Below are 18889 nucleotides of genomic sequence, written 5' to 3'. Positions count from 1 at the left end.
TCACACTTTTCCGGATCATGCTTTAGCGGCGGAACGCCGCGGGCTCAACCGGTTCGATGCCGATCATTCACCGCATTCGCCATGAACGCGGCCAGCGCGTCGCGATCGGCGGGCGGCATGGTCAGGCCGAGCTTGGAGCGGCGCCACAGGATGTCATCGGGGAAGCGGGCCCATTCGGTTTGCATGAGGTAGCGCACCTCGGCGCCCGTCAATTCAGAACCGAAAGCAGGCCCCAGCTCGGCACGACTCGTCGCCTCACCCAGCACGGCCGACAGCCGCGAGCCGTAGGCGCCGACCAGACGTTGCGCCTGCGCCTCGGAGAGAAAGCGCCAGCGGTCGCGCGCGGCATCGACTTCCGCCTCGAAGCTCTGCCAGGGAAAATTGCCGCCCGGAAGCGCCGCCGCCGCCGTCCAGGGCCGCGACATCGGATAGAACGGCGTCAGCCTGGTCACCGCGCGCTGCGCGCGCCACCGCGCGGTCGTGACGTCGCCGCCGAACACCGTGAGGAGCGGCGCCTTGCGCCGCCGCGCATCGAATGCGAGCCCAGCATCCCGCCGGCGCACAGCCTCGGGCGCCAGATTGACGCCCGACATCGTCCGCACCACATCGACCGGCGCGACGGGCTCGCGAAAATAGCGACTGGCCGCCTCGCAGAGATAGGTCACGTCGGCGACCGGCATGGCGACGATCGCGGGATCGCCCTTGAAGGCATGCGTGACGGTGCCGATCAGGGTGAAATCACGCTCGAACGGGCTGGCGAAGATCAGCCGGCCATCGCTGTTCTGGAACACGTAGACATTGTCGGACTCGAACAGCCGCGGCAGGACGATCTGACTGATCTGCACGGCAGCGCCTGCGCGCGGTGGCGGCTGTCGGAGCACGGTCTCGGCGACGCTCACGCTCCATCCGCCGCTGGTGTTCGCCAGCGCGCGGGTCGTGATGACCCTGCGGTGGCCGCGATCGACGACGGCGAGCCGCCAGATATCGTTGCGATCGGCCCGCACACAGCGCGCGCCGGTACGGATCACGGCGCCGCGCTCCGCCGCATCCAGCGCGGTCAGGACGGTGAGCCTGGAATCATCGACGACGCAGTCCGAATATTCAAAGGCGGTGCCGAACGGCCGTCTCAACGCGTTGCCGACCGGATGATGCGTGATGTCGATGGTCGCGGACGGCGGCAAGCCGCCACGCCCTGCAAGGCGGTCGTAGAGCAGGAGACCGGCGCGCAGCAGCCAGGGCGGACGTTCGTCGGAATGCGCAGGGATCACGAAACGCATCGGACGAACCAGATGCGGGGCAATCGCGAGCCAGACCTTCCGCTCGGCCAGCGCCCGGCGCACGCGAGCAAAGCCGCGACGCTCCAGCACCGAGAGATCGCCGTGGATCAGGTGCGGCGTCGCCGAGGAGGCCGCGCCAGCGAGATCGCCCTGCTCGAACAGAATGACGCGAAGGCCGCGCCCGGCGGCGTCGCGCGCAATGCTGACGCCGTTCAGGCCGCCACCGATGATCGCGAGGTCGTAATCCGCCATGAAGCCGTCGTGAACGAACGAAGCAGGGACTTCGTCATCACTAGCGCATGATCCGGAAAAGTGTGTAGCGATTTTCCCTCGCGACAAACGCGGAACGCGTTTGCGCGGAGATCATGCGCAAACAGACGGCTAACGCGATCAGCGCTCTAGCCGGTCTTGAGCGCAAGCTCCATCGTCTCGGCGCGGCCGATGAGGCGGGCATATTGCCCGATCGGCAAGGGCTTGCCGAGCAGATAGCCCTGCACGCCGTCGCAGCCCTCCTTGGCGAGGAAGGCGAGTTGCTCGATCGTCTCGACGCCTTCTGCGATGATCGACATTTCGAGGCCATGACCGAGATCAATCACGGCGCGCACGATCGCGGCCGATTGGGGATTGCGGCCGAGATTGATCACGAAGGCGCGGTCGATCTTGATCTTGTCGAACGGGAACGCCTGGAGATAGCTCAGCGAGGAATAGCCGCTGCCGAAATCGTCCATCGAGATGCGCACCCCCAGCGCCTTCAGGCGGCGCAGCAGCGCGAGGCCGCGATCAAAATCCTCGATCAGCACGCCCTCGGTGATTTCGAGCTCGAGCCGGCCCGGGGAAAGCCCGGTCTCCAGCAGGATCGAGTGGACGAGGCCGACCACGTCGCCATGGGCAAACTGCGCCGGCGACAGGTTGACCGCGATCTGGAGCGGCTTGGCCCAGGAAGCCGCCTCGCGGCAGGCCTGACGCAGGATCCACTCGCCCATCTCGACGATCAGGCCGCTCTCCTCCGCTATGGGAATGAACTCGGCCGGCGAGACCTGGCCGCGGACCGGATGCTGCCAGCGCGCCAGCGCCTCGAAGCCGATGATCTCGCTCTCGGCGACAGTGTGGCCGGCGACACCCTGCGGCTGGAACGCCAGGGAGAGCTCGCCGTTCTTGATCGCCGTCGACAGGTCCTGGTGCAGCACGCGGCGGTCGCGGATCTGCTGGTCCATCTCGGGCTGGTAGAGGCTGATCGTGCCGCGCGACTTCTGCTTGGCGCGGAACAACGCCGCCCCGGCATTGGCGAGCAGCGAGGCGCCTTCCGCGCCATTGTGCGGAAAGACCGATATGCCAGTGGTGACCCCTGCGCGCACCGCGCGGCCGTCGATCTGGAATTCCTGGGCAAGGGCTTCACCGAGCTGGCGCGCCAGCGCAAGACCCGTCTCGGGCTGCTTGCCGTCGATGATCAGGCCGAACTCGTCGCCGGACAGCCGCGCGACCACGCCGCCGCGGGCAGCGTTCTGAAGCCGCTGGGCGACTTCGACCAGGAGCTTGTCGCCGAGCGCATGGCCGAAGACGTCGTTGACCTCCTTCAGCCCATCGAGATCGATGCAGAGCACGGCGAACTCCTCGTCAGTGCCCTCGCAGGCCTCGATCATCTGCGTCAGCGCCTGGAGGAAGGCGGCGCGATTGGGCAGGTCGGTCAGGCCGTCGTGATAGGCCATGTGCGCCATGCGCGACTCGGTCTGGCGGCGGTCGGTGACGTCCTCGTGGGTCTTGATCAGATATTCCGGCTCGCCGGCATCGCTGAGCACGGTGGCGCGGCGGGTGAGGAACAGCCGCAGACCATCCTTGGTCGAGATCGGATGCTCCTCGGTGATCATCCCCCGCTTCTTGATCGCGGCCTCGTCGCGGGCGATGATCAGCTTGGCCTCTTTGGCATTGAAGATGTCGGAAGCGGTCAGGCCAGTGGCATCCTCGCGCCTGCGGTTGAGGATCGTCTCCGCGCTGCGATTGGCGAGCAGATAGCGGCCGTCCTTGACCTGCTCAACGATGAGCGCGACCGGAATGTTGTCGACCACCAGCTCGAGGAATTTCTTGGTGCTCTCCAACTCCTCCGAGAGCGAGCGCCGGTTGGTGACGTCCTCGAACAGGGCGATGAGGAATTCGGGCTGGTTGTTCTGGTTGCGGGCGATCACGCGGACCGAGGACAGCACGCGGCTCTCCCTGCCCCGCTCGACCTTGATCTCGCTGCGGTACTGCCCCTCGGCCGACGCCAGCGCCGCGCGATCGGCCGCCTCGATGCTAGCTGCGGTGGCAGGGCGGAAGATCTCGTCGGCGCGCTTGCCGACGATGCGGTCGCGGGAGAAGCGCGAGAAGCGCTCGAAGGCGCGGTTGGCGAAGATATAGCGGCCGTCCTCGATGTTCTTCGCGGCCACGCAGACCGGGACGTTGTCGAGCACCGATTCGAGGAACTGCTTGGTGGAGGCAAGTTGCCGCGACAGGTTGCGCTGCTCGCTGACGTCGAGATGCGTCGCCACCGAGCCGCCATTCGGCAGCACGAAATATTTCACCAGGATGGCGCGCCCGTCGGGCAGCTCGGTGATCAGGCCGTTCGAGCTTGCCGCTTTCTCGTAGAACTCGTCGTCGGCCACGCCGAGCACGCCGCGATCACGGCACAGCTTGAGGATGTCTAGACCGGTCATGTCGGTCCAGAGATCCGACCGCGCCAGCCCGTAGATCTCGAGATAGCGGTCGTTGCAGAAGATGATCCGCGCTTGCGCATCGGTCATCAGCACGCCCTGGTTCAGATTGTTCAGCGCGGACGAGACGAAGGCATTGCGTCTGAGCTGTGTGCCCTGGGCCCGTCGCAACGCCGAGTGGATCCACAGCACGGAGGCCGCAAGAAACGAGCACACAGCGATGCCGCCGAGCAGAGCCTCCCAGAGCAGATTGGGATCGAGCCTGCCCAGATAGCTCGGCGGGGCGAAATTGTCGGGCAGCGCAAAGGCGCGCACGGGCGCAACCGTGCAGGCCAGGCACACCAGGGCCTGCACAGACGTCGGAATCGTGCCGCTCGCGTGCCAGTACTTGTCGGCCATCAGCCACCCGCGATTTCAACTCCGGATTGTCTGGCCTCACGGGTTGGGATCGGGTAAACGCCTGTCAGCACGACAGAAAAATGTGATGCCAGATGCGGCAATTGCCCTGACATGATAAATTCTTCCTTAATGGAGAGCCGCCTTGGATGCGGTTTATTAGGTCTCTCGGCCCTGCCGCTCACCGACCTCCCGTCCCACCATGGATAGAGTTGACTGCGTCGTCATCGGAGCGGGCGTGGTCGGGCTCGCGGTCGCGCGGCGGCTCGCCCAGGCCGGGCGCGAGGTGATCGTGCTGGAAGCGGCGGAAGCCATCGGCACCGTCACCTCCTCGCGCAACAGCGAGGTGATCCATGCCGGGATCTACTACCGGGCCGGGAGCTGGATGGCGCGGCTGTGCGTCAGCGGCAAGCATGCGCTCTACCGCTACTGCGCCGAGCGCGACATCCCGCACAAGAATTGCGGCAAGCTGATCGTCGCGACCAATCCGAAAGAGACCGAGAAGCTGCAATCGATCAAGGCGCATGCCGAGGCCAACGGCGTGCTCGACATGCAGATGCTCGCAGGCGACGCCGCGCGTGCGCTGGAGCCGGCGCTGGCTTGCGATGCCGCGTTGCTCTCGCCCTCGACCGGCATCATCGACAGCCACGCCTTTATGCTCTCGCTGCGCGGCGAGGCCGAAGCGGCGGGCGCTGCGTTCGCGTTTCACACGCCGCTGATCCGCGGCAAGGCATCCGGCGGCGTCATCGAAATCGATGCCGGCGGCGAGGCGCCGATGACGCTGCAATGCAGCCTGCTGGTCAACTCGGCAGGCCTTTCAGCGACGACGGTGGCGCGCAATATCGACGGCATGCCGCTCGACCGGATTCCGCCGGCCTATCTCGCCAAGGGCAACTATTTCAGCTGCAGCGCCAGGGCGCCGTTCTCACGGCTGATCTATCCCGTGCCCGAGCCCGGCGGACTCGGCGTGCACCTCACCCTGGACATGGCAGGCCAAGCGCGCTTCGGTCCCGACGTGGAGTGGATCGAAGCGATCGACTATGCCGTCGATCCCGCACGCGCAGAGCGATTCTATCCGGCGATCCGCAAATACTGGCCGGACCTGCCTGATGGTGCGTTGATGCCAAGCTATTCGGGCATACGGCCGAAGATCGTTCCGCCGGCGGTTGCCACGCAGGATTTCCTGATGCAGGGCCCGCGCGATCACGGCGTGGACGGCCTGATCAATCTCTTCGGTATCGAATCGCCCGGCCTGACGTCATCGCTTGCGATCGCCGACCACGTCGCCGAGCTCGCGAACATCTAGACGTCGCGCGAAGTTGATCGCGCAACGCTTCGCACCTCGACGCGGGATGAGTGCAACAGCTCTCATCCCTGCGCTAAGGGTACGAGATCAGGCTTGTTCATGTATGGAGGTTATTAGTGGAGCGTGTCGTCCGCGCCGTGCTTCAACCGCTCGATCTGGTCCTTGACCATCAACTTCCGGCGCTTCAACTCAACAATTTGCAGGTCGTCTGTTGAAAGGTGCACGAGAGCTTCGTGCAATTCGTTTTCGAGAAGTTTGTGTTTCCGCTCCAATTCAACAAGATGTGCCTGAATTGTCATTCGAAACCTCCTCGGTAGGGTTGAACCTCAGGATTCGATCCGGACAAACAAGTCTACATCACCGATTCGTTCTGTCGATGGGTATCCGTGGTCGTACTGTCATTTTTGAAAATTCATATGTAATGAACCGTGAGTAAGGAACTGCGACTAGAATCATCCATGATTTCAATGCCGCTTCCGCGACCGCGCCGAGATCCGCTTAAATATCTTGCGAGAGAACGTTGATAGAGGACCCAGATCGCTTGCGATCACGTCGCGCAAGGACGATACTTTCCACAGGCCTTCCACAGCCTTTCGCAACCTCATCGGGTTTTCCGGCTACCGCACATCATGACCAATGAAAACGAGCGCGAACTCGAAGCCGAGCTCGCCCGGTTGCAGCAGGAACACCGAGATCTCGATGCGGCGATCGATGCACTGCATCAATCGCCCGCGCCCGACCTGTTGCGGCTACAGCGCCTGAAGAAGCGCAAGCTGCTGTTGCGGGACCGTATCGCTTTCATCGAAGACCAGATCACGCCCGACATCATCGCCTGATTGCAGCCGGCATGCCCGACGCGTTTTCCGCGCATCGGATTCCTCTTGACTCAAAAAGAACAAAAGAAGAACATTCGATCATCAACCGCTTTCGGGGGAAATGCCATGTCCGCAGCCGTCTTCGACAACAGCCATTACGAACAAGCCTGCGATCAGGCGATCGCGATGTGTGACGGCAATCTGCGCAGCACCATCAAGGCGCTGATCATGGCCAACGAATATCTGGAAGCGGAGCTCGAGGAATTGCAGGCGGCAATTTCGGCCGGCTGCATTCCCGAGACGTCGCGCAACAAGCTGCGGAGCGCATCCAGCGCCGCGTGAGCCAACGAGCACTCGGAGCCGACCATGTCCGATGTCACCTATTACGTTGCACTGCCTTTCCTCATCGACGAAGACGGATCGCCGGTCGCCGGCGCGGCGGAGGAATGCCAGACCTCAGCCGCCGCGCTGCGGCGCGCCGAGATCCTGGCGCACGGGGCCGGCCATATCGGCGCGATCGCGTTCAGCCGCAGCGGCGACCCCATGACCGGCGAGTTCGGCGACGCCAAGCTGCTGCGCAGGTTCGGCAACGTGCCGGAAGACCTCAGCGCGCTGTAAAACGTATGAAAGTAAGTTGCGATCGCTGGGCTGGGTTCACGTCCACAAGGCGGGGAGAAGTGAATCCAGCCCTCGGCTCGTACCGGTTCAACCAAGACACATCATGCTCCAGCCTCATGCTCCGGCCTCGCTGCTGATCAGCCTGATCCGCGGCTCGTGCCGCCGCTGGGCCTTGCGGACGTACATGGCTGCGTCGGCTTCCTCCATTGCGCGGCCTGCCTTGGCGTGAGATCCGAGCAGCGCGACGCCGGCGGAGGCGCCCGCATTCACGCGATGGCCGCGAAAGACAAAGGACAGGTCGTCGATCGCCTGCTCGAGAGCCGCCGCCTTGGCCCTGGCGTCGGTCTCGCTGAGGTTCCACAACAAAAGCGCAAACTCGTCGCCGCCAAGGCGACCGACCACGTCTGAGGCGCGCACCTGCCGCGTCAGCGTGGCGGCTATCGCCTTGAGCATCTCATCACCGGCGGCATGACCGAAGCTGTCGTTGATGGGCTTCAAGCGGTCGACATCGAGCACGATCAGCGCGCCGCGAGCGGCGTAGCGCGTCATATAGGCGATCGCACGGTGAAGCTCGCGCTCGAAGCCGCGCCGGTTCGGGATGCCGAGCAGAAAGTCGGTATCGGCAGCAGCCTCGAGCTCGTCGATGCGTCGCTGCGCCTGGGCGAGCTTGGTGCGCAGACCGCGGATGATCGCGTCGGCTTGGTTCTTGGTCTCGTCCTCGGCGGCGGTCGCAGCGGACTGCTTGACTGGCCGCCTTGCGCGCCTGGCCGCGGGTTTGGATCGGCTCCCGCTGCTTTTCCGGCCCTTTTTTGCCTTCGCAGCGATCGCCCTTTTTGGTTTCTTCATGGGCATCCTGCTCAATGAAGGCTTGCGGGGATTCACCAAGACAGGATAGTGCATTCCCTTCTCCTTGCCACCGCCTTGCGAGCCGCCGGCCGGAACCGTTAATCTGGCCTCTGTTTCTGTATTCCCGAGCACAATTGACGTCATGACCGCGCCGATCGCCATCATCATGGGAAGCCAGTCGGATTGGGACACCATGCGGCATGCCGCCGATACGCTCACAGCGCTCGGTGTCGCCTGCGAAAGCCGCATCGTCTCGGCCCACCGCACTCCGGAACGGCTGTTCACCTTTGCCAAGGGCGCCAAGGCCGAAGGCTTCAAGGTCATCATCGCCGGCGCCGGCGGCGCCGCGCACCTGCCCGGCATGACGGCGGCGCTGACGGAACTGCCGGTGTTCGGCGTCCCCGTCGAATCCAAGGCGCTGAGGGGGGTCGATTCGCTCCACTCGATCGTCCAGATGCCTGCCGGCATCCCGGTCGGGACGCTCGCCATCGGCAAGGCGGGCGCGATCAACGCGGCGCTGCTGGCCGCGGCCGTGCTGGCCCTGTCCGATCCGGCGCTGTCCGATCGCCTCGTGGCCTGGCGCAAGGCACAGACTGATGCCGTGGCCGAGCGCCCGGAGGACAAGGCGTGACTGGCAGCAAACGGGTGAAGCTGAAGCCCGGCGACACGATCGGAATCCTCGGCGGCGGACAATTGGGACGGATGCTTGCGATGGCCGCGGCGCGGCTCGGCCTGCGCTGCCAGGTGTTCTCGCCCGATCCGGACTCACCGGCCTTCGACGTCGTGCTGAACGCGACCTGTGCGGAATATGCCGACGTCGAGGCGCTCGAGCTGTTCGCGAATGACGTCGATGTCATCACCTACGAGTTCGAGAACGTGCCGGCCGCGGCCGCGCTGGTGCTGGACGCACGCCGCCCCGTGCTGCCCAACCGCAAGATCCTCGAAACCACCCAGGACCGGCTCGCCGAGAAGGACTTCGCCACCCGGCTCGGAATCGGCACGGCGGCCTATGCCGACGTCACCTCCGTTACCTCCTTGCGTGACGCGATCGCCAGGATCGGCCTGCCTGCCGTGCTGAAGACGCGCCGCTTCGGCTATGACGGCAAGGGGCAGGTGATCATCCGCGAGGATGACGACGTCGCGAGAGCGTGGACCAGCCTCGGTACCAAGTCGGCGATCCTCGAAGCCTTCGTGCCGTTCGAGCGCGAGATTTCCGTGATCGCCGCGCGCTCGGCCGAAGGCCAGGTCGAATGCTTCGACGTCACCGAGAACGAGCACCGCGATCACATCCTCAAGGTCTCGCGCGCGCCGGCCGCGATTCCGGACGCGCTTGCCGAAGAGGCGCGCGACGTCGCCGGGAAGATCGCCGACGCACTCGACTATGTCGGCGTGCTGGCGGTCGAGATGTTCGTGCTCGCCAACGGCACGGGACCGAAGGTGCTGGTGAACGAGATTGCGCCGCGCGTGCACAATTCCGGGCACTGGACGCTCGACGGCGCGTCCGTCTCGCAGTTCGAACAGCATATCCGCGCCATAGCCGGCTGGCCGCTCGGCAAGCCCGTGCGGCACGGCGAGGTCGTCACCATGACGAACCTGATTGGCGATGAGATCAACCGCTACCAGGACTGGCTGACCGTTCCGGGCGCGACCGTCCACATCTACGGCAAGGGCACGCCGCGGCCGGGCCGCAAGATGGGCCATGTCACCGAAGTGCTTCAGGCCCGCGACAAGTGAAGGGACCGCGGCGCTTCGCGATCCCCCACTGTGATCACGCGGTCTTCACACCGGCGACGACACCTGACGGCTCTTCGCTCAGCCAGCGATAGATTACGCCGCCGAGCGCGCCGCCGATCAGCGGCGCAAACCAGAACAGCCAGAGTTGCGCAAGCGCCCAGCCGCCGACGAACAACGCGGGCCCGGTGCTGCGCGCCGGGTTCACCGACGTGTTGGTGACGGGGATGCTGACGAGATGAATCATCACCAGCGCAAGCCCGATCGCGAGCGGCGCGAAGCCCGCAGGCGCCCTTCCGTGCGTGGCGCCCATGATGACGAACAGGAACATCATGGTCATCACCACCTCGGTGATGAAGCACACCACCATGCCGTACTGGCCGGGCGAATGCGCGCCATAGCCGTTCGACGCAAAGCCCTTGGTGATGTCGAAGCCCGGGGCGCCGCTGGCGATCACATAGAGCAGCGCGGCCGCGACGATCGCGCCGACGACCTGCGCGACGATATAGGGCAGGATCTGTCCCGTCGGGAACCGGCCGCCCGCCGCAAGACCGGCCGTGACGGCCGGATTGAGATGGCAGCCCGAGATGTGGCCGATGGCGTAGGCCATGGTCACCACGCTCAGGCCGAACGTCAGGGACACACCGACCAGGCCGATCCCGACCTGCGGAAAGCCGGCTGCGATCACCGCGCTCCCGCACCCCGCGAAGGTGAGCCAGAAGGTGCCGATGGCCTCGGCGGCATATTTCTTCATATCCATGCGCGTCTCCCCTGATTTCCTAGACTTCCGGATCAAAGTTCCGGGAGCGGCCCCGCCATTGGCGCCAAACCACCCAAATCAGGGCCGCACGGGGGCATTTTTGCCCCATTTAATGGCTTATCTTGGCCCGAGAGGCCGCTTGGCAGGTGGACATCTCAGGTTTTGTCTGATACATCCGCGCGCTCAAGGTTAAGGGCTTGCGCTTTTCTGCCATCCCCTTTGACTTGCCAGAATTCAAATCCGATCCACTGAAGAGGATGCCGCGTGCAGGTTCTCGTTCGCGATAACAATGTCGATCAAGCCCTCAAGGCGCTGAAGAAGAAGATGCAGCGCGAGGGGATTTTCCGCGAGATGAAGCTCCGCGGTCACTACGAAAAGCCATCCGAGAAGAAGGCCCGCGAAAAGGCCGAAGCCGTGCGCCGCGCGCGCAAGCTGGCGCGCAAGAAGCTGCAGCGTGAAGGCTTGCTGCCGATGAAGCCGAAGCCGGTGTTCGGCGCTGGCCCCGGTGGCGAGCGTGGCGCCGGCGGCCGTGGCGGCCCCGGTGCAGGTCCGCGCGGACCGCGCTGATATTGCTGGTCTTGCAAGACTGAGTTTTCGATGACGCGGGCCTCGGGCCCGCGTTGTTGTTTTGTGAGCGGTGCCTTTCTGGGACGGGGCACTACCGATGCGGCACCAGCGCGAGCGAACCCGTAGATGGCCTCCCCTTTCCCCGAGCACAGCCCGGCACAGTCGTGCCGACCCTGGCGGCGCTCCGTCACGCTCGCGCTGATCGCGATCGCACTGTCCGGCTGCTCGTTCGACCTGGGATCGCTGATGCCGGAGAAGGAGAAGCCGCAGGACCCGCCCAAGGCTGCTGCCGCGCCCGCCGAGAGCGCGGTCAGCGCCGGCAATGTCACTGAGGCACAGAGCCATACGGCCAAGGGTCAGGCGCTCGCGAAATCGGGAGAAGCGGCGGCGGCGCTCGAAGAGTTCAACCGCGCGGTCGCGCTCGATCCCTACAATGCGCAGGCGCTCTATGGCCGCGCCCTGATCTATCAGGGCAACAACGAGCACGAGTTCGCGATCGCGGATTTCAGCGCGGCGAGCGGGCTCAATCCGCAGAAGCCGGAGCCGTTGCTCGGCCGCGCCATCAGCTATCTCGCCGTCGGCAAGGTCAAGGAAGCCGCAACCGACCTCGACGAAGCCTCCGAGGCCGATCCGCATAATGCACAAGTCTGGACCACGCGGGGGCTCGCCTATGAGCGCCTCGGCGACAAGGTCAAGGCGGCGGCGTCCTACACAAGGGCGGTCGCGCTACGTCCACGCGACGATGCCGCTCGCAGCGGTCTCGCCCGCATCGGCGGCTGAGAACGGGATGAGATCAGGCCTTGTTGCCTCGGAGGACGTGCGCTCCCTCTCCCGCTTGCGGGGGAGCGCTGGGGTGGGGGTGCTTCCGCGATCGAGATACTCCCCGTGTGGAGAGAACCCCCACCCGGCACTTCGCGCCGACCTCCCCCGCAAGCGGGAGAGGTTGAACGAGCCCGCGGCCCAGTCGATTCAACCCAAAGCCATTCCGCGCTAGGAACGAATCGCGAAGGCGCGAGCCGCGCCAGGTCAGTCCGGGGTGGCGCTCTTCGGCAGAACCGCGTGGAACATCGACTTCATGCCCGACAGCATCTCGTCGGCGACGTTGGTCTTTGGCCGCGGCATGGGACCGGCGGCATTGGCCCGCAGATCGAGCGGCGGCGCGACCACAACCGGGACCGGGATATCGGCGGGCGGCGTCAATCGATTCGCATCGTCACCGGCGCCGACGGACGCGGTGTAGGGCGGATTCGAGGTCATCGGGGAGCCGTAGGCCTCCGGGCCCGGCGTCGACACCGAGATCGGCGGTGGCAGCGGCTGCACGGAAGACGGGGCCGCCGTGACGAGGCGCGGAGCTTCATGAACGCGCGGGGCCTCGGGCGCACGGGCCGTCTCCTGCGAGCCGGCCTCGGGCGACTTGCGCAGCCGTTCGATCGCCGCGCGGGCAAGATCGTTGGCGTCAGGTGTCGCGGCGTTCGACGCCGGTGCCTGCGTGGCCTCGGCAGCCGGCGCGGTGACGACCGGGGCAGACGTCGCCTTGGCCATGGCCTTGCCGTCGCGGGAAGCCGCCGGCCGGCCGCGCGGCGTGGCGGGAGCGGCGGCGGTCTCGGCGGGTGCAGTCTCGGCGGGCTTGGCCTCGGCCGGCTGGTCGGCAGCCTTGTTGTCCGCCGGCTTCTCGGCCGCCGGCTTGTCCGTCAAGTTCTTCTCGGACATGCCCTTGGCCTTCACTCCGGGCGCGGGAAGATTCGCGACGTCGGCAGGCTTGGCATCCTTCTTGGTCTGGGCAGGGGCGACCGCGGCAGCGGGAGTGTCGGGGGCCGGCCGGGCGTTGATGTAGTGATTAACGATGTACGCCCCGATGATCGTCGCGAGCACCGAGGGGAAGATATCCATGGAGATTTTAGTCAGGTATTTCAGCATTCCGGCCACTCCCCACACGATCTGATGCGGGAACTTTGAGGCAATAGTAAGGGGGTCAACTGCGACGGATCGGTGGCAATTGGCACAACCGCTTTACGGTTTCAACTCGATCTCAAGGAACACGATCTCCGTTGCAGTTTCGTTAAGCACGTCGTGCGCGACGCCGGCCTTGCGGAAGTAGGACTTGCCTGCCGAAAGCTGCGCCGTGGAGCGTTCCCCATTGGGCGCCACGATGGTCATCTGGCCGGCTGTGACGGGAACGATCACATAGTCCATCCCGTGAATGTGATGGCCGGTGGCGCCGCCCGCCGGCAGCCGCCACTCGGTGACCCTAACCTCGTCGGTGTCGACCTGAACGTCGGATTTGGCGGACAACATTCCCATTCTCCCGATTGAAGCACGATGAGGGTCAGGATGGATTCGACATCGCGCCTCAGGTTGTTGTTTGCGCATGATCTCCGCGCAAACGCTCCGCGTTTGTCGCGAGTGAAAACCGCTTCACACTTTTCCGGATCATGCCCTACGGCACGAACACCATGAACACGTAGACGGCAAATACCACCATATGGACCAGCCCGAACAGGACGTTGGTCCTGCCGGTGCCGAAGGTCAGCATGCTCAGGAAGAAGGTCAGGAGCAGCAGGACGCTGTCCTGGGGGCTGAGGCCGAGCTCGAGTTTCTTGTCGAGCGCGTAGGTGGCGACCCCGACCGCCGGGATCGTCAGCCCGATGGTCGCGAGCGAGGAACCCAGCGCAAGATTGATGCTCTTCTGGAGATCGTTCTTGCGCGCCGCCGCAATCGCCGAGACGCCCTCGGGCAGCAGGATCAGCAGCGCGACCAAGAGACCCGCGAACGCCGGCGGCGCACCGATCCTGGCTGCGACCGCGTCGACCACCAGCGAAAATTTCTTCGCCAGCAGCACCACGGCCAACAGCGAGATCAGGAGCAGCGCGACGCTGAGCAGGAACAGCCCGCCCGACAGATGGGCCTTCCCACCCTCGCCTTCCGCGGCCTCGTTGATGAAGTAATCCCGGTGCAGGACTGTCTGGGTGTAGAGGAACACGCCGTAGAGCGCGAGCGTAACAACGTCGACGAAGCCGAGCTGGATCGACGAGTAGAACGGTCCCGGCGTGGTGACCGTGTAGTTCGGCATGATCAGCGTGATGGTCGCGAGCGCGAACAGCACGCTGAGATAGACGTTGGCGCCGGAGACCTGAAAGCCCTGCTCGCGGTAGCGCAGGCCGCCGATGAAGACGCAGACGCCGACCAGCCCGTTGCAGACGATCATGACCACCGCGAACACGGTGTCGCGCGCCAATTCCGGCGCCGGCTTCTCGCCCAGCATGATCGTGGTGATCAGCGCCACCTCGATGATCGTGACCGCGAGTGTCAGCACCAGCGTTCCGTAGGGTTCGCCGACACGTTCCGCGATCACCTCGGCATGATGAACAGCCGCGAACACCGTTCCGAACAGGATCACGAGGAGGAGAAGCGCAAAGGCGAGGCCGCCGAGCGACAGCGTGAAGGTGTAGTCCGTCGCAGTGACGGCGACGAACAACAGCACGGCCAGCGCGGGAAAGATCCAGGCCGACCGGGGCATCGGGCTATGGGCGCTCATCCACGGATTCCATTTGCTCAGAGCGTGATCCGGAAAAGTGTGCCGAGGTTTCCTGCGCCGAGATCATGCTCAAACGAAAACCCCAAAGCGCGGTGAAATTCATCGCGCTTTGGACGAGCAGTACCAAATCGGCGGGCAGATTCAATGCCCGTGCAGGATCGGCGCTACCGGCAGGATGGTGAGCAGCAGGAACAGCGGGATCAGCACCGCGCCCGCGCGCAGGAGGTAGCCGAAGAAGCTGGGCATCTCGATGCCGCTCTCGCTCGCAATGCTGTTCACCATGAAGTTCGGCGCGTTGCCGATATAGGTGAGCGCCCCCATATAGACTGCTCCCATGGAGATCGAAGCGAGCGTGCCGGAGAGCTCGTTCATCAGCACCGGCGGATCGCCGCCTGCGAGCTCGAAAAACAACAGGTAGGTCGGCGCATTGTCGAGGAACGCCGACATCAGCCCGGTGAACCAGAAATAGGCCACTTCGCGCGGGCTCCCATCCGGCGCCGTCACCGCCGACAGCAGCCAGGCGAACGCGCCGTGATGGCCGGCATCGAGCATGGCAATGACCGGAATGATGGCGACGAAGATGCCGGCAAAGAGCTTTGCCACTTCGCGGATCGGCTCCCAGGTGAAGCCATTGGCCTGCCGGTGCTCGTCCGGCGTCAGCCACACCGAGAGAGCGGCAATCGCGAGCAGCACCACATTGCGGAAGATGCTCTCCAGCTCCAGCCTGGTTCCGAGAATGTCGAATGCGATGCCCGGCTTCCACATCGCCGACACGAGCAGGCTCGCGACGATGGCAGCGATCAGCAAGAGGTTGATGAGGCCGCGGATCCGAAGCGGCTCCCCGGGTAATGTGCCGGCCGGCAACGGCTCGTTGCGGAAGCGCCAGACATCGACGACGACAAATATCGCGAGCAACAAGCCCGCAACGATCGCGGTCTGGAGCCAGATGTTCCGCATGGTCCAGAAGAAGTCGACGCCGTGCAGGAAGCCGACGAACAGTGGGGGATCGCCGAGCGGGCTCAGCGCGCCGCCGACATTAGCGACCAGGATGATGAAGAAGATGACGACATGGGTGTTGTAGCGCCGCTGCCGATTGGCGCGGATCAGCGGACGAATCAGGATCATCGCAGCGCCCGTGGTGCCGACGACGCTCGCCATCAGCGTGCCCAGCGCGAGGATGCCGGTGTTGGCCCCCGGCGTTCCCTTGATGTCGCCGCTGATGAGGATGCCGCCGGCCACGACATAGAGCGAGAACAGCAACACGATGAAGCCGAGATATTCGGCGAGCATGGCGTGGACGAACGCCGCCAGCGTCGCCATGCCGCCCGCGAGCCAGACCAGCGAGATGAGCGCGAGCACCGACCAGGCGGCGGCGATCTTGCCGTAATGGTGATGCCAGAATTTCGGGAACGACAATGGTCCGAGCGCGATCGACAGCAACAGCCCGGCAAACGGCAGCGCGTAGGGCCAGCCCATCGCCGCGCCGTCGAGCGAGGCTGCGGCCGAGGCGCGCTGCGGCAGCAGCGCGAAGATAAGAGCGATGAGCGCAACCGCGCACCCTGTGCCGAGCTGCCTAGGACGCAATGAACCGCCTCACCGTTTCGATCGCCCCGAAGGAATCGAGATTGTCGTGTCCGCCCCCCGGAAACCGGACGAACCGTTTTGGCTCGTGCGCGAGCGCGAACAGACGCTGTCCGAAGACGATCGGAATGACAAGGTCATCGGTGCCATGCATGACGAGCAGCGGCACCGTGACGCGCGCGATCCGCTCATCGGAGCGAAACCGGTCGCGCATCAAGAGCCGGATCGGAACGAAGCGGAAGAGCGAGGCAGCGACGTCGACCGTCGACGTGTAAGGCGCTTCCAGGATCAACTTGCCTATGCGATGTTCGGATGCGATGGCGACCGCCACGCCGGTCCCGAGCGAAAAGCCCCAGACGGCGATCCGTTCCGCCGCGTAACGCGCGGTTGTGAAGGCGTAGGCGGCCGCGGCATCCCGCAGCAAGCCCTGTTCGCTCGGCGCCCCGCTCGAGCCGGCATAGCCGCGATAGGACAGTGCGACGAGGCCGGTACCGTCGGTCGTCACGGCCTTGAAGCGTCCGGCAAGGCCGGCAAGGGAATCGCCATTGCCGTGAAAATAGAGGATGACGGGACGACCGGGTTTCGCCGGCACGTGCCAGACGATGACCTTCTCACCATCCGACGCGGTCAGCACGTGCTCTTCCGCCCCGGGAAGACCTGCAGCAGCCGGTGGGGTGCGACCGACCGGCGGGATCGGAAACAGCATGTCGCGCTGCCTCACATACAGCACGACGAGGCCGGCGAGATAGCCGGTCGCGATGACGATCGCGATCCACTTCAGGAATGTCATGACTGCACAGCCGGTCCAGGCTTCAAGGCTTGCGACGGCTCTTGAGCAATTTCAGGACGTCGGACCGGATGCTTGGGGGAATCTCGCGGCAACCGCACGCCGCCCCGTGGGCCGCGTGCCAGGTGGTGCGCTCCGCCCGTGTCGCTTTGGGCGGCATGGGATTGGACCGGTGCCATTCCTTGTTGATGGCCACGGTCCGCTCCTTAGCGCGTTGCTACATCGCCTTGACGATGTTCTCAGTGACCTTCTTGGCGTCGCCGAGCAGCATCATGGTGTTGTCGCGATAGAACAGCGGATTGTCGATGCCGGCGTAACCCGAAGCCAGCGAGCGCTTGATGAACATCACGGTGCCCGCCTTCCAGACCTGGAGCACCGGCATGCCGTAGATCGGCGAGGTCTTGTCCTCTTCGGCGGCGGGGTTGGTCACGTCATTGGCGCCGATCACGAAGGCGATGTCGGCCTGCGCGAATTCGGAGTTGATGTCCTCGAGCTCGAACACCTCGTCGTAGGGCACGTTGGCCTCGGCCAGGAGCACGTTCATGTGGCCCGGCATGCGGCCGGCGACCGGGTGGATGGCGTACTTCACCTCGACGCCTTCCTTCTTCAGCATGTCGGCCATTTCGCGCAGCGCGTGCTGGGCCTGCGCCACCGCCATGCCGTAGCCGGGCACGATGATGACCTTGGAGGCGTTCTTCATGATGAAGGCGGCATCGTCCGCCGAGCCGAGCTTGGCCGGCTTCTGCTCGCCGGTCCCCCCGCCAGCGGCGGCCGTCTCGCCGCCGAAGCCGCCGAGGATGACCGAGATGAAGGACCGGTTCATCGCATGGCACATGATGTAGGACAGGATCGCGCCGGATGAGCCGACCAGCGCGCCGGTGATGATCAGCGCTGAGTTGCCGAGCGTGAAGCCGATGCCGGCCGCGGCCCACCCCGAATAGGAGTTGAGCATCGAGATCACGACCGGCATGTCGGCGCCGCCGATCGGGATGATCATGAGCACGCCGAGTGCCAGCGCCAGGATGACGTTGAGCCAGAAGAACACCGGGCTGCCGGTGACGACGAGCCCGACGATGCAGGCGACCAGTGCGACAGCGAGCGCGATGTTGATGAGGTGCCGCGCCGGCAGGATGATCGGCGCGCCGCTCATGCGGGCCGACAGCTTGAGGAACGCGATCACCGAGCCGGTGAAGGTCAGCGCGCCGATGGCGACGCCGAGCGACATTTCGACCAGGCTCTGGGTGTGGATGTTGCCGGGGGTGCCGATGTCGAAAGCTTCCGGTGCATAGAACGCGCCTGCGGCGACCAGCACCGCGGCCATGCCGACCAGCGAGTGGAAGGCGGCGACCAGCTCCGGCATCGAGGTCATCGGCACGCGACGCGCGATCATGGCACCGATCGCGCCACCGATGGCGATGCCGACGATGACGAGCAGCCAGGCGAGGCCGTCGGCCGGCGGATGGTTGGCAAGCGTGGTGGCGACCGCGATCGCCATACCGATCATGCCAAGCAGATTGCCCTGGCGCGAGGTGGCCGGGCTCGACAGTCCCCGCAACGACAGGATGAACAGCACACCCGCCACGAGATACAACAATGCAGAGAGATTAGCGCTCATCTCAGGTCCCCATTCGCCTCTTCACCCCGAGGTGACGCTTACTTGGCCTTCTTCTTGTACATCGCCAGCATGCGCTGGGTGACAAGGAAGCCCCCGAAGATGTTGATGCAGGCAAAGATCAGCGCGATGAAGCCGAAGGCGCGCGCCCAGCCGGAACCGCTCGAGACATTGGCGACACCGCCGGCGAGCAACGCACCGACCACGATCACCGAGGAGATCGCGTTTGTGACCGACATCAGCGGCGTGTGCAGCGCCGGCGTCACCGACCACACCACGAAATAGCCGACGAACACCGCCAGCACGAAAATCGACAGCCGGAAGATGAAGGGATCGACGACCTGTGCGACATGCTCCATGGCTTCTCTCCTTGA

General features: G+C 64.9%; 20 protein-coding genes. 8 read left to right on the top strand and 12 right to left on the bottom strand.

Annotated elements, in window-relative coordinates:
* Positions 1-44: 44 nt before the first annotated feature.
* Together QA640_RS05505 and QA640_RS05500 are read right to left on the bottom strand one after the other, a co-directional pair.
* Entirely contained in the window at positions 45-1529 is a 1485-nt protein-coding gene (locus QA640_RS05505; protein WP_283039731.1) for a glycerol-3-phosphate dehydrogenase, read from the bottom strand.
* A gap of 146 nt (positions 1530-1675) precedes the next feature.
* Positions 1676-4360, bottom strand: coding sequence for an EAL domain-containing protein (locus tag QA640_RS05500; RefSeq protein WP_283039730.1), 2685 nt, complete (start codon positions 4358-4360; stop codon positions 1676-1678).
* A gap of 199 nt (positions 4361-4559) precedes the next feature.
* Between QA640_RS05500 and QA640_RS05495 the strand changes: the two genes are divergently transcribed.
* Entirely contained in the window at positions 4560-5663 is a 1104-nt protein-coding gene (locus tag QA640_RS05495; RefSeq protein WP_283039729.1) for an NAD(P)/FAD-dependent oxidoreductase, read from the top strand.
* Positions 5664-5776: 113 nt separating this feature from the next.
* On the opposite strand, the gene QA640_RS05490 is transcribed toward QA640_RS05495, so the two are convergent.
* Positions 5777-5962 carry a DUF465 domain-containing protein gene (locus QA640_RS05490; protein ID WP_283039728.1) on the bottom strand — a complete coding sequence of 62 codons (186 nt, stop codon included), beginning with the start codon at positions 5960-5962 and terminating at the stop codon, positions 5777-5779.
* Between the two features lie 330 nt (positions 5963-6292).
* On the opposite strand from QA640_RS05490, the gene QA640_RS05485 reads away from it, so the two are divergent.
* The 3 genes from QA640_RS05485 (at position 6293) to QA640_RS05475 (ending at position 7096) form a co-directional block, all read left to right on the top strand.
* Positions 6293-6499, top strand: coding sequence for a DUF465 domain-containing protein (locus QA640_RS05485; RefSeq protein ID WP_280966661.1), 207 nt, complete (start codon positions 6293-6295; stop codon positions 6497-6499).
* Positions 6500-6604: 105 nt separating this feature from the next.
* Positions 6605-6820 carry a hypothetical protein gene (locus QA640_RS05480; RefSeq protein WP_283039727.1) on the top strand — a complete coding sequence of 72 codons (216 nt, stop codon included), beginning with the start codon at positions 6605-6607 and terminating at the stop codon, positions 6818-6820.
* A gap of 24 nt (positions 6821-6844) precedes the next feature.
* The gene (locus QA640_RS05475) at positions 6845-7096 is read left to right on the top strand and encodes a hypothetical protein (RefSeq protein ID WP_283039726.1); all 252 of its coding nucleotides are present in this window, start codon (positions 6845-6847) and stop codon (positions 7094-7096) included.
* Between the two features lie 114 nt (positions 7097-7210).
* Here QA640_RS05475 and QA640_RS05470 read toward each other — a convergent pair whose 3' ends face one another.
* The gene (locus tag QA640_RS05470; protein ID WP_283039725.1) at positions 7211-7942 is read right to left on the bottom strand and encodes a GGDEF domain-containing protein; all 732 of its coding nucleotides are present in this window, start codon (positions 7940-7942) and stop codon (positions 7211-7213) included.
* A 142-nt stretch (positions 7943-8084) separates the two neighbouring features.
* Between QA640_RS05470 and purE the strand changes: the two genes are divergently transcribed.
* Both purE and QA640_RS05460 read left to right on the top strand, forming a co-directional pair.
* Entirely contained in the window at positions 8085-8573 is a 489-nt protein-coding gene (purE, locus tag QA640_RS05465) for a 5-(carboxyamino)imidazole ribonucleotide mutase (protein ID WP_283039724.1), read from the top strand.
* Positions 8570-9676, top strand: a complete 1107-nt coding sequence (locus tag QA640_RS05460) for a 5-(carboxyamino)imidazole ribonucleotide synthase (RefSeq protein WP_283039723.1) — start codon at positions 8570-8572, stop codon at positions 9674-9676. The genes purE and QA640_RS05460 overlap by 4 nt, the downstream gene beginning before the upstream one ends.
* 34 nt (positions 9677-9710) lie before the next feature.
* Here the strand turns inward: QA640_RS05460 and aqpZ are convergent, their stop codons facing one another.
* Complete coding sequence (gene aqpZ / locus QA640_RS05455) at positions 9711-10433, bottom strand: aquaporin Z (RefSeq protein WP_283039722.1); 723 nt, start codon at positions 10431-10433, stop codon at positions 9711-9713.
* A gap of 264 nt (positions 10434-10697) precedes the next feature.
* Between aqpZ and rpsU the strand changes: the two genes are divergently transcribed.
* Positions 10698-11000, top strand: coding sequence for a 30S ribosomal protein S21 (gene rpsU / locus QA640_RS05450; RefSeq protein WP_027525171.1), 303 nt, complete (start codon positions 10698-10700; stop codon positions 10998-11000).
* Between the two features lie 126 nt (positions 11001-11126).
* Complete coding sequence (locus tag QA640_RS05445) at positions 11127-11780, top strand: tetratricopeptide repeat protein (RefSeq protein WP_283039721.1); 654 nt, start codon at positions 11127-11129, stop codon at positions 11778-11780.
* Positions 11781-12026: 246 nt separating this feature from the next.
* Here the strand turns inward: QA640_RS05445 and QA640_RS05440 are convergent, their stop codons facing one another.
* From QA640_RS05440 to QA640_RS05410, 7 genes are all read right to left on the bottom strand, one after another.
* The gene (locus QA640_RS05440; protein WP_283039720.1) at positions 12027-12917 is read right to left on the bottom strand and encodes a hypothetical protein; all 891 of its coding nucleotides are present in this window, start codon (positions 12915-12917) and stop codon (positions 12027-12029) included.
* 93 nt (positions 12918-13010) lie between these two features.
* Positions 13011-13295 carry a cupin domain-containing protein gene (locus tag QA640_RS05435; protein ID WP_283039719.1) on the bottom strand — a complete coding sequence of 95 codons (285 nt, stop codon included), beginning with the start codon at positions 13293-13295 and terminating at the stop codon, positions 13011-13013.
* Between the two features lie 142 nt (positions 13296-13437).
* Positions 13438-14535 (bottom strand): ionic transporter y4hA, encoded by a 1098-nt coding sequence (locus QA640_RS05430; protein ID WP_283039717.1) that lies wholly within the window; start codon positions 14533-14535, stop codon positions 13438-13440.
* A 141-nt stretch (positions 14536-14676) separates the two neighbouring features.
* Positions 14677-16011, bottom strand: coding sequence for a sodium:proton antiporter (locus tag QA640_RS05425; RefSeq protein ID WP_283042728.1), 1335 nt, complete (start codon positions 16009-16011; stop codon positions 14677-14679).
* A 97-nt stretch (positions 16012-16108) separates the two neighbouring features.
* Entirely contained in the window at positions 16109-16906 is a 798-nt protein-coding gene (locus tag QA640_RS05420) for an alpha/beta hydrolase (RefSeq protein WP_283039716.1), read from the bottom strand.
* Between the two features lie 214 nt (positions 16907-17120).
* Positions 17121-18518, bottom strand: coding sequence for an NAD(P)(+) transhydrogenase (Re/Si-specific) subunit beta (locus QA640_RS05415; protein WP_283039715.1), 1398 nt, complete (start codon positions 18516-18518; stop codon positions 17121-17123).
* Between the two features lie 38 nt (positions 18519-18556).
* A complete protein-coding gene (locus tag QA640_RS05410) occupies positions 18557-18874 on the bottom strand; it encodes a proton-translocating transhydrogenase family protein (protein WP_283039714.1) in 318 nt (105 codons plus the stop codon).
* Positions 18875-18889 lie beyond the last annotated feature (15 nt).

Source organism: Bradyrhizobium sp. CB82 (assembly GCF_029714405.1).
Taxonomy (GTDB): Bacteria; Pseudomonadota; Alphaproteobacteria; order Rhizobiales; family Xanthobacteraceae; genus Bradyrhizobium.
The sequence above is the reverse complement of the archived record's forward strand: the minus strand, read 5'-3'. Positions and strand labels throughout refer to the sequence as shown.

Bases quoted from the DNA above. Each gene is read 5' to 3' on its own strand.
- QA640_RS05505 (WP_283039731.1), bottom strand. From the start codon at position 1,529: ATGGCGGATTACGACCTCGCGATCATCGGTGGCGGCCTGAACGGCGTC.
- QA640_RS05500 (WP_283039730.1), bottom strand. From the start codon at position 4,360: ATGGCCGACAAGTACTGGCACGCGAGCGGCACGATTCCGACGTCTGTG.
- QA640_RS05495 (WP_283039729.1), top strand. From the start codon at position 4,560: ATGGATAGAGTTGACTGCGTCGTCATCGGAGCGGGCGTGGTCGGGCTC.
- QA640_RS05490 (WP_283039728.1), bottom strand. From the start codon at position 5,962: ATGACAATTCAGGCACATCTTGTTGAATTGGAGCGGAAACACAAACTT.
- QA640_RS05485 (WP_280966661.1), top strand. From the start codon at position 6,293: ATGACCAATGAAAACGAGCGCGAACTCGAAGCCGAGCTCGCCCGGTTG.
- QA640_RS05480 (WP_283039727.1), top strand. From the start codon at position 6,605: ATGTCCGCAGCCGTCTTCGACAACAGCCATTACGAACAAGCCTGCGAT.
- QA640_RS05475 (WP_283039726.1), top strand. From the start codon at position 6,845: ATGTCCGATGTCACCTATTACGTTGCACTGCCTTTCCTCATCGACGAA.
- QA640_RS05470 (WP_283039725.1), bottom strand. From the start codon at position 7,942: ATGAAGAAACCAAAAAGGGCGATCGCTGCGAAGGCAAAAAAGGGCCGG.
- purE (WP_283039724.1), top strand. From the start codon at position 8,085: ATGACCGCGCCGATCGCCATCATCATGGGAAGCCAGTCGGATTGGGAC.
- aqpZ (WP_283039722.1), bottom strand. From the start codon at position 10,433: ATGGATATGAAGAAATATGCCGCCGAGGCCATCGGCACCTTCTGGCTC.
- QA640_RS05445 (WP_283039721.1), top strand. From the start codon at position 11,127: ATGGCCTCCCCTTTCCCCGAGCACAGCCCGGCACAGTCGTGCCGACCC.
- QA640_RS05440 (WP_283039720.1), bottom strand. From the start codon at position 12,917: ATGCTGAAATACCTGACTAAAATCTCCATGGATATCTTCCCCTCGGTG.
- QA640_RS05435 (WP_283039719.1), bottom strand. From the start codon at position 13,295: ATGTTGTCCGCCAAATCCGACGTTCAGGTCGACACCGACGAGGTTAGG.
- QA640_RS05430 (WP_283039717.1), bottom strand. From the start codon at position 14,535: ATGAGCGCCCATAGCCCGATGCCCCGGTCGGCCTGGATCTTTCCCGCG.
- QA640_RS05425 (WP_283042728.1), bottom strand. From the start codon at position 16,011: ATGGGCTGGCCCTACGCGCTGCCGTTTGCCGGGCTGTTGCTGTCGATC.
- QA640_RS05420 (WP_283039716.1), bottom strand. From the start codon at position 16,906: ATGACATTCCTGAAGTGGATCGCGATCGTCATCGCGACCGGCTATCTC.
- QA640_RS05415 (WP_283039715.1), bottom strand. From the start codon at position 18,518: ATGAGCGCTAATCTCTCTGCATTGTTGTATCTCGTGGCGGGTGTGCTG.
- QA640_RS05410 (WP_283039714.1), bottom strand. From the start codon at position 18,874: ATGGAGCATGTCGCACAGGTCGTCGATCCCTTCATCTTCCGGCTGTCG.